Source organism: Mycoplasmopsis bovis PG45 (assembly GCF_000183385.1).
Taxonomy (GTDB): Bacteria; Bacillota_I; Bacilli_A; order Mycoplasmatales; family Metamycoplasmataceae; genus Mycoplasmopsis; species Mycoplasmopsis bovis.
This window is the reverse complement of record NC_014760.1, coordinates 740,297-753,534: the sequence shown is the minus strand read 5'-3', so window position 1 is coordinate 753,534 and position 13,238 is coordinate 740,297. Positions and strand designations below refer to the sequence as shown.

Below are 13,238 nucleotides of genomic sequence, written 5' to 3'. Positions count from 1 at the left end.
AAATTCTATTACTATTTTTAATATCATTTTTAGATTCAATGTTATAGCATAATGTTTTATGACTTTGCAATAACAAAATCATTATTATAATGTGTAATATATTAATTTAGCATAAGACAGGAGGTTAAGTACAATAATGGGCAAACGAGGAATTATAGATTTATTCGCAGGTGCTGGTGGACTAACTCTTGGATTTACTCAGAATAACTTTGATATATTGGACACGATTGAGTTTTGACAACCTGCAGTTGATACATATAATTTTAACTTCAAGAAAAATGTTGTTGCTAAGGATATAACAGATTCTGAAGTTAGAAATGAGCTTGAGAGTAATTGAAAAAATAAGACTGATTTGGTCATTGGCGGTTTCCCTTGCCAAGGATTTTCTTTAGCAGGGAGAAGAAGCAAAGATGATGAAAGAAATCAGCTATATAAATACACAATTGATGTAATCAGCAGGTTACAGCCATATGGTTTTGTTTTGGAAAATGTAAAGGGAATTTTGTCCTTTAGAGAAAGTGATAATGAACTAGTTGTTGATAAGATACAAAAAATGCTAGCAAAAGAAAATTACTACACAAAATTTATACTTTTAGATAGCTCAAATTTTGGCGTTCCGCAAAAAAGAGAGCGTGTAATTTTTATTGGTTGTAAAGACAAAGAAAAAGTTGATAAAGTAATTTCATTACTATCTAAGCACAAAGAAAAAACAGTGACTGTTTTTGAAGCAATAGGTCATTTAGAAAAAGTCGCTGATGACAAAGAAATACCTAATCACATATTTTCTAAGCATTCTGAAGAAATAAAAGAAAGATTTATGAAACTAAAAGAAGGAGAAAGCCTTTCGAAATCTTTTTCTGATGCTTTTAGAAAGCTTTCATATGACAAGCCTTCTCCTACAGTTAAAGAAAATCACGGCGGAGTTCATGTTCATCCTGTTTTACCAAGAGTATTAACTCCTAGAGAATTAGCAAACTTACAATCATTTCCAGAAGACTTTATATTTTTAGGCACTAAATCTAATGTGCTTAAACAAATTGGTAATGCAGTTCCTGTCAAATTATCCTATGAAATAGCCAAAATAGTAAATAAGGTATTTTTTAATGAATAATTATTCTGAAGTAGCTATCGAATTGCAAAGCAAGCTTGAAGAAGCAATTAATAATATTTTTGAGATTACTAACAATGAGATAAGCATAAATGTTGAAGATGTTAATATACTTCAGCGAGACAATAATTCTATAAATTCATCAACTGCAATAGGATACATTTTAGAAGAGTATTTAATTTTTAAGAATTTATATTATAAAAAATACTATTCATTAACAAAGCAAAAAGCACCACAAGTTAACTTGCGGCGCTTTTTGTTGCCTTTTGTTAAAATTTGAGTATTGAATTAAAAAAAAGAAAGGCTTTTACATTATATATGATTAGCAATGACAAAAATACTAGTTATTCAACTGACCTATGCTTGCTTAAAAAGAAATTAAATGTGCACGGCAAGTACAAGTTTAATTATGTACATTATGTAATTGATGAAACGAATTGAGATGAAATATTGACCAAGTCAAATCACAAAACCAATAAAAATAACATTAGCCCGTTGAGACTTAAAGAAATTCTTGAAAGGCTAATTGCAGGCTATGATATGAAAACTGTTTCTAATATTGTGGGATTTAAATCAAGATCAATTTATAACTTATTTGACAGAATTACAATTGAAACAAAGCGTGGCTATGCTAAATACCAAAAGAAATGTAAATTGTGTGGTATGGACTTAAAAGGCAAAACAATATATGTAATTAGTGCTCTCAAATTTTTGAATTTAATTGAAACAAGACATGATTCAAAAAGATTAGAAAACAATTCTAAATTGCTTATGAAATACATTGACATTTTTAAGTTTTACAAACAGTTACTGTACTTTTATTTGAAGAATAGAAATAGTTTTAACTTAGATAGTAAAGCTGTTAAACAGTCTGTGGCAAGCATTATTTTTAAATACATAAGAGAACTAGAAGCACAGGGAAAACTTCAAAATTCATATGTTCCATCAGTTCAAAACTTTTACCGTATATTGGCTAAACATAGTGCTTTTGGTCTAAAATTAGATATTCTTCCATATAAATCAAACGGCAAATATGGAAGTAGAACAACAGTAAAGCATGAGACAAAGAAAAAGACAATAGGCAAACTTATTACTGAACGTCCAGAATCAGTTAATTTAAGACTAAATGACAATGATTATGAAATGGACACTGTAATTGGTTTAAGATCTGACAATTATTGCATTCTTACATTAATCAACAGAAAATCTAGAATGTTTTATTGCACGCTCTCTAGAAGAAATGCAAAAGCAATAAAAGAAAATTTGGAGAAATTAATTAAGGACAATAATCTTGTTATTGACACATTAACTATTGATAATGGAAGCAAAAATTACAAACTTCCAGAGATAGAATCAATCAAAGAAATTTTCCATTGTCATCCTTATTCATCATCAGAAAAAGGTAGCATTGAAAATGCTCACAGACTTTTAAGAAGATACATTCCAAAGGGAAAATCTATAGATAAATATGTTGGTCAAGATCTAAAACCAATAGCCGATTTTATAAATTCACATCCAAGAATTTATAAAGGTGTCTCAGGCTTTAAATGCGCTAAGCAAATGCAATAAAAATTAACATCAACACAAAATTTTGCACTTTTGAGTACTCAAAAGTATCTTTTCTTTATTCTTTTTTTATGCTTTAGGCCATTTTCTTGTCAGAACCACCAAAAATTGGTATTATTTTTCCAATACTCAAATTAGGTGCTTTTTAATTTAAGAATTTATAATTATAAAAAATACTTTGTCATTTTTAAATATATGATATATTTATATCAGTGGCCATAGCAAAGGGGATCACCTGATACCATTCCGAACTCAGTAGTTAAGCCCTTTAGCGCCGAAGATACCAGAGATGGGAAAATAGGGAGCTGCTTTTTTTATTTCCTTTTTTATAAGTAAAAAAGTAGCTTGTGAAAATTAGAATATTATAGTTAATTTTCTAATATGGCTATTTTATAGATGTTTAAGAAATTAATCTTTGAAATTATGGTTATTTTTTTATAATCAAAGGAACAAAGAAGTCCCAATTTTTAATCATTTAGAAAATAATAGTAAAATAATTAAGCTAAAAGTATTTAGTTATATTTTAAAGATAGGAGTAATAATGTCAAGAACTAAAAAATTATCAATTTCATATCTTATAACATATCCTATAGCATTTATTGTTACAGTTGTTTTACTAGTTTTATATGGTAGACAATTATTAGATTTTGCACAACAAAAAGAAGGTTTTACAGGAAACTTAGCATTATGAACAGTATATCTACTGTATGCAGTAGTTATTGTAGTTCCTTTTATTATGTTGATAATTAACATATTGCTTATATTCTTTAACGTAGGAACAATAGCAAGAATTTTATTAATAGTTGGTTTATTTGTACCATGATGTTCATTTGTCGGTGCATTAATTGCATTGATAAGACCAGGAAAATAGACTAAAATTCAATTACATTTCTGTTATATTTTTTGAGATAAAAAAATTAACAAAATATTTGGTGCATTCAATTAATGTGCTAAAATAAATATTAGTGGCCATAGCAAAGGGGATCACCTGATACCATTCCGAACTCAGTAGTTAAGCCCTTTAGCGCCGAAGATACCAGAGATGGGAAAATAGGGAGCTGCTTTTTTTATTTTCTTTTTTATAATAAGCAATAAAAAAGTAGCATTAGCTACTTAATAATTTTTAATTTTTGCCCATTTTCAAGGTCAACCTCTAGGAGTTGGCTTTGTTTTTTTAATTAACACTAATGATGAGTTTTCATTATTTATTGAATCTTCATACTCAAATGATGAAATATTATCTTTTTCTAATGTGAATTTATTTTTAAATTCATCAATTTCAGCGTGATAATTTTTGCCCTTTGGTAGTATAAAACAGCCATTTTGAGCAAGATGATGATTAGCCATTAAATATATTTTAATAACAGAACCAACTGCACGAGCACATATATAATCAAAGTACGAGTTATAATCATTTATTTCTTCGGCTCTAGCATTTATTATTGTTAAGTTAAGATTAAATTCATTCTTAACCGATTCTAAAAAGGTGCATCTTTTTGTAATGCTTTCCATAATTACTAACTCAAATTTATTGTCTAAAGCAATTAATAATGGAACTGAAGGAAATCCAGCTCCAGCTCCAATATCTAAAATCTTTTTATTTACAAAATCAAGGCCATACTCATTCATTGCATTTTCAAAAACTAGGATGGAACCCAAAATGCCTTGATTAAATATCTCATCTACACTATAAAACCACAAATATTCATTACTTTATTCTTTTCGTAAATCATTTGTGCATATCTATAAAGCAGGGGTATTTGCTTACTATATTTATTTAATAAATATTCTTTATTTATCTGATTCATTATCTTTTATTTCTTTTGCAAATTTATCATATAACATTGATATAGATTTGCCATTAATTGAACAATCAATAACACTTCCTAAAAATCTATCTAAGCTCACAATTTCTAATTTTTTGTACTTGTCTAATAATTCGTCATTGTCAATTGAATCTGTTATTATAACTTTTTCAACAGCTGGATTATTTTCGAAAATGTCAAAGCCCTTGCTAAAAATACCGTGAGTAGCAGCTATAACGATTTTTTTAGCTCCATATTGTTTTAAAGTTTCAGCAGCTTTAATAATAGTTCCACCAGTGTCAATGATATCATCTATAATAACTGCATTTTGGTCTTTAACATCACCAATTAGTCCCATAACTTCAGTTTGATTAATGCCTGTTCTACGCTTGTCAATAATGCTAATTTTAATATCGTTTGAAATTAATTCTGCTAAACTTCTAGCTCTTACAGTTCCGCCATGGTCTGGGCTTACTACTGTAAATTTTTCATGGCTTCTCTTAATTGCTTTAGCTAAAGTAAAAGAAGCTTTCAAGTCATCAATTGGAATATTAAAAAAACCTTGAATTGCTGAGTTATGTAAGTCAACAGTTATTATTTTTGAAGCCCCAGCAGTTTCTAAAAAGTCTGCCACTAATTTAGCACCAATAGGTTGACGGCCACTAGCCTTTCTGTCTTGACGGGCATATCCGTAGTAGGCCAATGCAATGTTTATAGACTTAGCACTAGCTCTTTTAAGTGAGTCAATAAATAAATATAAAATCATTAAATTATCATTAACCGGTCTAGATGTGCTAGCAATAATGTAAACATCTTTTCCTCTTACTGCCTCATCACTAACAGGCATTGTTTCGCCATCAGCAAATTTAGTTAGTGTTAGTGTTGAAAGAGGAATATTTATCATTTTTGATATTCTTTCAGCTAGCTTTATGCAATTTGGCATACCAAAAAGCAATGCGTTATTGTTGTTCATAAATTTTGTTTCTCCTTGCTTAATTTTAAGCTATATCATTATTATAATGCAATACTTTTATATATGCCTATAAATAGGCATAATTGAGAAAAGTATGGAGCACAAGCAAAAACTAATTTTATTTGTTAGAAACACCTTTTTTGATGTTATAAAAAAATTCTAAAAACACTATAAAACAGTGTTTTTAGAAACAGCGACATTTATATAATTTTGCTTACTAAGAAAGATCTATTATTTGTTCATAAAGCTTTGAGCCAAAGTTTCCATCTTCTTTTACTAAATGTCATTTAAATAAGTATTTTTTATTATTTTTATCGCCATGGTGCTCAACTTTTATGCCGTATCCATTACTTTCTCTAAAGAATCCAATTGATGGATTATGCGTGCTGATTTTACTCTTTGTTTCAGGTTTTATAGATTTGTTTATTGACAATCCAGTAAGCGGTGAAAAATTAAGTCTACTAAAGAATGTACCGCCCGTTATTATTATAGATCCTTTTCTGTGGGCAATAATATCATCAAGTTTCTTGGCTAACTCAGGCTTATCAGCATCATCATCAACGTCAATTAAGTCATAAGGATATGCAGTTAGTTCATTTAGCTTATATCCTGTTTCTTTAATTTTATGTTCATTGGAAGGCTCACTATTTGGTTTTTCAGGTCCTGATGAAGCAGGCGAATCGCTTTGAGTTCCAGATTCTGTACGAGATGTGCTTGAAGAGCTTGATGAAGCAGGCGAATCACTTTGAGTTCCAGATTCTGTACGAGATGTGCTTGAAGAACTTGATGAACTTGATTCATCATTAGTGTTTGTTTCTGTATCTTTCATAGTAGGCTTTTCGTGATTAATAGGGGGAATTGGTTCAGGTTTTATAATAATATTTTCATTTATTAATGAATCTTTAAATCCAGTGATTACAACTTTGTTCGGCAATGATTTACTTTTATCTTTATTTATAATTCTGTATTCAACTTCTATGCTATTGTTTCTTTGAGTAACTGACTGAAATTCAAGATTTATGTGTTCAGGTTTAGAAACTTTAGCGTGTTTTTCTATATTGTGTATTGTAACATCACTTGATAGTAAGGAACCCTTGTTCTTTATATCAAGTAGTATGTTATCTTTGTTTATCTTGTTTGGCGAGTAACAACTAGCTGAAATAAGAAGGGGGGGGTTATAAATATACCTGTTTTAAGTACTAATTTGCCAAGCAGGGGAATTTTTGTAATTGATCTTTTCATATTTAAGTTTTCCTTTTTTTAAAAATATTAATAAAACAATTTGCATGTTTGCGCATATTATATATGAAGAATAATTTATAGAGCAAATAGATCAATAAAAGTAAGAAAAAACAACAATTTTGCATAAATAATTTCAATTTTTCCCTTTTGTACTTATAAAACAGGTTTATTGGTAAAATAATTTTTTACACATTTCGAGTTCTAATAATTTTAGTTTTTTAAAAATATAATTTTTGTTCAATAAATGCACGTTCATCATATGATAGATGATTGTAATTTTTAGTATAATTCATATGAAAATTTCCTGCTGCCAAGTGTGGAACTTTTTTATTTAAAAATTCAAGTGCTACACAATTAAATTTTACCTTAATTGGTGTTGCACTTGAACTTATAATCAAGTCTAAAAACACTATAAAACAGCGTTTTTAGGAATAGTGACTTGTATATAATTTTGCTTACTAAGAAAGATCTATTATTTGTTCATAAAGCTTTGAGCCAAAGTTTCCATCTTCTTTTACTAAATGTCATTTAAATAAGTATTTTTTATTATTTTTATCGCCATGGTGCTCAACTTTTATGCCGAATCCTTGACTTCCCTTAAAGAATCCAATTGATGGATTATGCGTGCTGATTTTACTCTTTGTTTCAGGTTTTATAGATTTGTTTATTGACAATCCAGTAAGCGGTGAAAAATTAAGTCTACTAAAGAATGTACCGCCCGTTATTATTATAGATCCTTTTCTGTGGGCAATAATATCATCAAGTTTCTTGGCTAACTCATCCTTATTAGCTTTATCATCAACATCAATTAAGTCATAAGGATATGCAGTTAGTTCATTTAGCTTATATCCTGTTTCTTTAATTTTACGTTCATTAGAAGGCTCACTATTTGCTTTTTCAGGTTCTGATGAAGCAGGCGAATCGCTTTGAGTTCCAGATTCTGTACGAGATGTGCTTGAAGAGTTTGATGAAGCAGGTGAATCGCTTTGAGTTCCAGATTCTGTACGAGATGTGCTTGAAGAACTTGATGAACTTGATTCATCATTAGTGTTTGTTTCTATATCTTTCATAATAGGCTTTTCGTGATTAATAGGGGGAATTGGTTCAGGTTTTATAATAATATTTTCATTTATCAATGAATCTTTAAATCCGGTGATTACAACTTTGTTCGGCAATGATTTACTTTTATCTTTATTTATAATTCTGTATTCAACTTCTATGCTATTGTTTCTTTGAGTAACTGACTCAAATTCAAGATTTATGTGTTCAGGTTTAGAAACTTCGGCGTGTTTTTCTATATTGTGTATTGTAACATCACTTGATAGTAAAGAACCTTTATTCTTTATATCAAGCATTATGTTATCTTTATTTATCTTGTTTGGAGAGTAACAACTAGCTGAAATAAGAAGGGGGGGGGGTTATAAATATACCTGTTTTAAGTACTAATTTGCCAAGCAGGGGAATTTTTGTAATTGATCTTTTCATATTTAAGTTTTCCTTTTTTAAAAATATTGATAAAACAATTTGCATGTTTGTGCATATTATATATCAAGGAGAATTTATAGAACAAATGGATCAATAAAAGTAAGAAAAAATAACAATTTTGCATAAATAATTTCATTTTTTCCCTTTTGTACTTATAAAACAGGTTTATTGGTAAAATGAATTTTTGCACATTTCGTGTTCTAATGATTTTAGTTTTTTAAAAATATAATTTTTTAATGTAAAAAAATACAATTTCTATGTTTGCAGGAACTATTTTTTATTAAAAAAGATCAAAATTATGGAAATAAAAAGTGCCAAAAAAAGACACTTTTTCACATTAAAACAGTGCTTTTGGTAAAAGGCAGTTACAGGCATTTTAAACTGCTATATTAGACTTTAGAATTCCCTTATTAACAAATACTTTGTTGCCTGGATTAATAATTAAGTCAATTAATTCTGGATAGTCACTAAAAGGATTTCTAAGCCCATTTTGATGCTTAGCAATTTCATTATTTCTTACTATATCAAACAAATTAATTTGGTCTTTTTTGGCTCACTTAGTATACGTATCAAAATACTTATTAACTAATGGTTTATTATCCAAAAACTTAAAGACATCATTGCCCTTACTATGCATTTTATATCTGCTAGCATGTGTTATAGCAAAGTAAAGATGTGCTCTAGCAATATCGCCTTTAAATTCGTCTATTGGTTCAGCTAAATAACTATCTATTTTAGTTCCATTTTTTGAGGTAAATATAGCATTAGTTACCTTACCAAAAGGATAATTATCCCTTTTATTATTTACAAGAATATCAGTAGGTCAAACATGATGAGCATCTTGTCTAGCAAGTTTTTCTTTTTTAAATCACGATTGAGGCACTAAATGCTCACGGTTAAATCCCAATCCCTCACTTTTAGCCGAAGAACCAGAATCATTAAAAGAATAATTATAAGGATCCTTGCCAATAGGATTTTCTGAATAAATATCTAAAAGTGATCCATCTTTTTCATAATAAAGATCTTTAAAAGCATCTTTATAAATAGTTTTTAGGTATCTATATGACTTAATTCCAGATAAATGATTATGCTGAATTTTAATTAATTCACTATATAGTTTATTTCCATTTAAGCCTTCTAAACTATCATAATAGTTACTTTTTTCATAAAAGGATTTTTCCGGAATTAAATAATTATCATCTGTTGTGCTATTTTTGTTGTTGCATCCAGTAGATGATAAAACTGTAAGCGATAATACTGGTGTACTTATTAGTCCTAAAGATACTAAAAATTTATGTTTAATCATTTTACTATTCATCATTATGTCTTGCTACTCACTATCTAATTACTATAAATTATAAACATTTAATATAATTGAATTATTGTTATGTTAATAGTTGAAATTAATGGGGTAAATTTATGAATATTAATCAAAAAGTTGTTGCATCTATGCAAGCAATAGCTTTAGACTCAATAAATAATGCTGGTGGAGGCCATATTGGATCTGCAATTGACATTTGTCCAATAATGTATGCTGTTGTTGCTAAGCATATGAAAATTAGTGCTGATCATCCAAAATGAATTAGCAGAGATAGACTAATTTTATCCGCTGGTCATGCATCAATGTCATTTTATAGTATGATGCACTTTTTAGGATTGCTTTCATTAGATGAAATGAAAAACCATAAAAGAAAGCATTCAAAAACGCCATCACATCCTGAAACTGATGCATTTGATTTTGTCGATGCTTCAACTGGTCCATTAGGACAAGGGATTGCAATGGGTGTTGGTATGGCAATAGCTGAGAAGAAAATGTCGCTTAAAATCAATAAAGGCAACACTAAGGTTATTGATAACTATACATATGTTATTGCAGGTGATGGGTGCTTACAAGAAGGTATTGCGCATGAGGCGCTGCAAATTGCTAGTGTTATGAAACTAAATAAATTTATTTTGATTCATGACTATAATAAAATTCAGCTAGATACAAAGGTTTCTGACGTAAGTAATGTTGACTTATTAGCCTATTTTAAAGCCTTAAACTTCAATGTAATTGAAATTAATGAAGCTTCATATGATAATATTGATAAGGCAATTACTGAAGCTAAAAAGTCTGATAGACCAACTTATATTATGGTGCACAATATAATAGCCCCATTTACTCCATTTGAAAACACCACAAAAGGTCATCACGGAATTTTAAACAGTGAACAAACAATAGAATTTAAAAAGGCAATTGGATTAGAAAATAAAGCACCTTTTGAATATGATTCTGATGTATATGAATATGGCAGAATTATAATTGCTAATAAGGCAAAAAGCTACGAAGAATGATTAGTTGAGTTAGATAATCATAAAAAACAATTTCCGTGAATTCATTCATTATTATTAGAAACTATTAATAACGAGACAAATTATGATTTTTCAAACATCCTTGTAAAACAGGATGATTTGGCAATTAGGGACTATTTTAAGGCATTTAGCGAAATAGTTGATTTTTCATATCCATTTTTAATAGGTGGTGGCGCTGATGTGGGTTCATCAACTAAGGTAAGGTTCGCTGATTCAATACTTGATTATGGTCAAAGAATAGACTATGGTGTAAGAGAATTTGCAATGACTGCAATTAATAATGGCATTAATTTATATGGTGGATTAAAAACTGCTGATTCAACTTTTTTAGCATTTTCGGATTATGCTAAGGGAGCACTAAGATTAGGTGGAATAATGAAACTTCCTGCAGTGCATTTATATTCACATGATTCTTATTTAGTTGGAGATGATGGTCCTACTCATCAACCAATAGAACAAGTAACTGTTTTAAGATCTATTCCAAATTTATTGGTAATTCGCCCTTGTGATAAATATGAACTAGTAATGGGATTAAATTATGCATATAATAATACAAGTACCCAAGTTGCAATAATAGGAACTAGACAACCAATTAAAACAATGCACTCAAGTAAGTTTTCTGAATTTATGGCAGCTAGTTTGGTATATGAAAACAAAGAGTTTGATATATCAATTCTATCATCAGGTTCTGAAGTTGAATTAGCCTATAAAACAGCCGTAGAATTAAAAAATCACGGCATAATTGCTAATGTTATATCTGTTCCAGTGTTACAAAAATTAGTTGATAATGATGAATTAGCTATAAAACTTAAATTAGATAAAAAACCTATGTTTGCAATAGAAGCATCAAACGATCCACTATGATATAAATTAAGTAAATATAACAAAATAGATGGTCATTTTGCTTCTGAATACGGATTTTCTGACAAAGGAAATGTTGTATATGATTCTATGGGATTTAATGTCAATAGCATAGTTGATAAAGTAAAACAATTCTTGTCAAAAAATGCTTAAGAAAATACAAGAAAATCGAAAGACAAAAAATGGACTTACTTTTAAAGCCCATTTTTTACTTTTTAAAATGTGTATTTTTCAGGATGTTCTTTCATCATTTTAGCAACAAATTCTTTTTTAGGCATTTTGCCATACTTATCCATTAATTCTTTGCACTCTTCTAGTTCTGCAAAGGCTCATTTTTCATCTTCAAAACCTAATACTTTAGTTAAGTTTGGTTTCTTTCAGTTTTTGTAATTATTAAAAAATGTTTCTATATCTAATAGAAATGGTTCAGGCAACTCTTTTAAGCTATTAATATTTGCTAAACGATAATCATCATCATGCACAGCAATTAATTTAGTATCAGTTTCACCTGAATCATTCATTTTCATAGCACCAATAATACGAGCATTAACTACAACACCGGGAATAAATGTTTCTGGGCTGTATAATAAAACATCTAATTCATCACCATCTCAGTCTAAGGCATTTGGAATAAAGCCATAGTTGCAAGGATATTTAAAATCTCCTCTTAAAATTCTATCAACGTGAATTTGTCCATCTTCACGATTATATTCATATTTTATGTTTGAATTTTTAGGTATTTCAATTTTAATTTCTATTACATTTGACATAGTGTAATAATAATACTAAATTATTATTTTAATGTATAATTAAACCGATTTTTATTCTAATAAAAAGGGAGGCTAAATATGGCTAATATTAAATCAAAAGTTAAAAGTATCGCAAAGCAAGAAGAATTTAGACAAAGAAACAACGCAATGAAAACTAGAGTTAGAAAAGCTATAAGAGCTGCTAGAGAAGCAGTTTTAGCAAAAGAAGAAGGCTTTGAAAAGAAAGTTTTTGAGGCTCACTCAATCATTGCTACAGCTGTACAAAAAGGAATTTACCACCCAAATAAAGGTGCAAGAAAATCTTCTCGTTTAGATCACTTTGTTAATGAACAAAAATCAAAACAATAGTTAGAAAATTTAGCTTCTAAATTTCACATAAATTATTTTAAAAGTCAAGCATAGGCTTGATTTTTTGTTATTTTGAAATTAACAATTTTATCTTTGATAGCTATAAAACAGACTTATAAGGATCTAAAAGGTTCAAAAAACGGTATTGTAATACCTTTTTCAGTAACAAAAAACCTTTTGTTGAAATTCAAGTTATCAAAGGCTTTAAATTTATCAATTTCTGAATTTAAGATAATAAATTTGGCGTATCTTTCAACAACTAGATCATTAACTAAATCATGTAGGTAAACTCGCTGAGTTCTATGACCTAAAAAATAATAAAATCAATGCTTTTTACTATTTCCTCAATATATTAAGCGCTTATAGTTTCTAAATTTGTACCAATAATTTATTTTTTCATCACTGGTACCTACGATAATATTTATTTTTATGCTTGAACCCTGAAATTTATAATAAGGTGCTAAAGACTTAAAAGGTAAATTTTCGGGCAATATGAAGTTATTAGGATATTTTTTTAACAAAAAATAAAAGTCCTTGTGTCACAAGCACACTTCAATATCATTAATCAAAAATAGCTCAGGCTTATTTTTGTATTCATAATAATTGCTTAGTCCTAAAGAATAATTTATGTTTTCAGATTCCAATAATTTTTGTAATTCTCTAAGCACTTCTATTGCAGCTGTTTTAACTATCATTTGCATTAATTATAAAAAAATCAATATATAATA

12 protein-coding genes, 2 rRNA genes and 1 pseudogene are annotated in these 13,238 nt (G+C 28.7%); 8 read left to right on the top strand and 7 right to left on the bottom strand.

All coding sequences use genetic code 4. The annotated features are described in order from the left end of the window. The first annotated feature begins 136 nt into the window (after positions 1 to 136). The 6 genes and pseudogenes from MBOVPG45_RS03270 to rrf (MBOVPG45_RS03245) all read left to right on the top strand — a co-directional run bounded on the left by MBOVPG45_RS03270 (position 137) and on the right by rrf (MBOVPG45_RS03245) (position 3,741). Positions 137 to 1,111 carry a DNA cytosine methyltransferase gene (locus MBOVPG45_RS03270; RefSeq protein WP_013456417.1) on the top strand — a complete coding sequence of 325 codons (975 nt, stop codon included), beginning with the start codon at positions 137 to 139 and terminating at the stop codon, positions 1,109 to 1,111. Further along, a pseudogene (locus MBOVPG45_RS05045) lies at positions 1,104 to 1,295 on the top strand (UpaP162 family type II restriction enzyme); the annotation flags it as partial. The gene MBOVPG45_RS03270 and the pseudogene MBOVPG45_RS05045, both read left to right, overlap by 8 nt. A gap of 353 nt (positions 1,296 to 1,648) precedes the next feature. Beyond that, a complete protein-coding gene (locus tag MBOVPG45_RS03260) occupies positions 1,649 to 2,677 on the top strand; it encodes an IS30-like element ISMbov1 family transposase (RefSeq protein ID WP_076611595.1) in 1,029 nt (342 codons plus the stop codon). A gap of 205 nt (positions 2,678 to 2,882) precedes the next feature. Next, positions 2,883 to 2,988 (top strand): 5S ribosomal RNA (gene rrf / locus MBOVPG45_RS03255). Between the two features lie 227 nt (positions 2,989 to 3,215). After that, entirely contained in the window at positions 3,216 to 3,545 is a 330-nt protein-coding gene (locus MBOVPG45_RS03250) for a hypothetical protein (RefSeq protein ID WP_013456076.1), read from the top strand. Positions 3,546 to 3,635: 90 nt separating this feature from the next. Beyond that, positions 3,636 to 3,741, top strand: a 5S ribosomal RNA gene (rrf, locus tag MBOVPG45_RS03245). 46 nt (positions 3,742 to 3,787) lie between these two features. On the opposite strand, the gene rsmG is transcribed toward rrf (MBOVPG45_RS03245), so the two are convergent. The 5 genes from rsmG to MBOVPG45_RS03220 all read right to left on the bottom strand — a co-directional run bounded on the left by rsmG (position 3,788) and on the right by MBOVPG45_RS03220 (position 9,500). After that, positions 3,788 to 4,375 (bottom strand): 16S rRNA (guanine(527)-N(7))-methyltransferase RsmG, encoded by a 588-nt coding sequence (gene rsmG / locus MBOVPG45_RS03240; RefSeq protein WP_013455935.1) that lies wholly within the window; start codon positions 4,373 to 4,375, stop codon positions 3,788 to 3,790. 90 nt (positions 4,376 to 4,465) lie between these two features. Beyond that, the gene (locus tag MBOVPG45_RS03235) at positions 4,466 to 5,452 is read right to left on the bottom strand and encodes a ribose-phosphate pyrophosphokinase (protein WP_013456202.1); all 987 of its coding nucleotides are present in this window, start codon (positions 5,450 to 5,452) and stop codon (positions 4,466 to 4,468) included. A 217-nt stretch (positions 5,453 to 5,669) separates the two neighbouring features. After that, on the bottom strand, positions 5,670 to 6,569 hold the full coding sequence (locus MBOVPG45_RS03230) for an MAG1890 family putative lipoprotein (protein ID WP_350222710.1): 900 nt from the start codon (positions 6,567 to 6,569) through the stop codon (positions 5,670 to 5,672). A gap of 583 nt (positions 6,570 to 7,152) precedes the next feature. Continuing rightward, entirely contained in the window at positions 7,153 to 8,049 is an 897-nt protein-coding gene (locus MBOVPG45_RS03225) for an MAG1890 family putative lipoprotein (protein WP_255762698.1), read from the bottom strand. A 506-nt stretch (positions 8,050 to 8,555) separates the two neighbouring features. Then, positions 8,556 to 9,500 carry an endonuclease gene (locus MBOVPG45_RS03220; RefSeq protein WP_013456235.1) on the bottom strand — a complete coding sequence of 315 codons (945 nt, stop codon included), beginning with the start codon at positions 9,498 to 9,500 and terminating at the stop codon, positions 8,556 to 8,558. Positions 9,501 to 9,598: 98 nt separating this feature from the next. On the opposite strand from MBOVPG45_RS03220, the gene MBOVPG45_RS03215 reads away from it, so the two are divergent. Then, a complete protein-coding gene (locus tag MBOVPG45_RS03215) occupies positions 9,599 to 11,545 on the top strand; it encodes a thiamine pyrophosphate-binding protein (RefSeq protein ID WP_013456351.1) in 1,947 nt (648 codons plus the stop codon). Between the two features lie 62 nt (positions 11,546 to 11,607). Here the strand turns inward: MBOVPG45_RS03215 and MBOVPG45_RS03210 are convergent, their stop codons facing one another. After that, positions 11,608 to 12,162 (bottom strand): inorganic diphosphatase, encoded by a 555-nt coding sequence (locus MBOVPG45_RS03210; protein WP_013456020.1) that lies wholly within the window; start codon positions 12,160 to 12,162, stop codon positions 11,608 to 11,610. Between the two features lie 78 nt (positions 12,163 to 12,240). On the opposite strand from MBOVPG45_RS03210, the gene rpsT reads away from it, so the two are divergent. Continuing rightward, positions 12,241 to 12,510: a 30S ribosomal protein S20 gene (gene rpsT, locus MBOVPG45_RS03205; RefSeq protein WP_013456603.1), complete on the top strand. Its 270-nt coding sequence runs from the start codon at positions 12,241 to 12,243 to the stop codon at positions 12,508 to 12,510. Between the two features lie 113 nt (positions 12,511 to 12,623). Here the strand turns inward: rpsT and MBOVPG45_RS03200 are convergent, their stop codons facing one another. Continuing rightward, the gene (locus MBOVPG45_RS03200) at positions 12,624 to 13,205 is read right to left on the bottom strand and encodes a hypothetical protein (RefSeq protein WP_013456173.1); all 582 of its coding nucleotides are present in this window, start codon (positions 13,203 to 13,205) and stop codon (positions 12,624 to 12,626) included. Positions 13,206 to 13,238 lie beyond the last annotated feature (33 nt).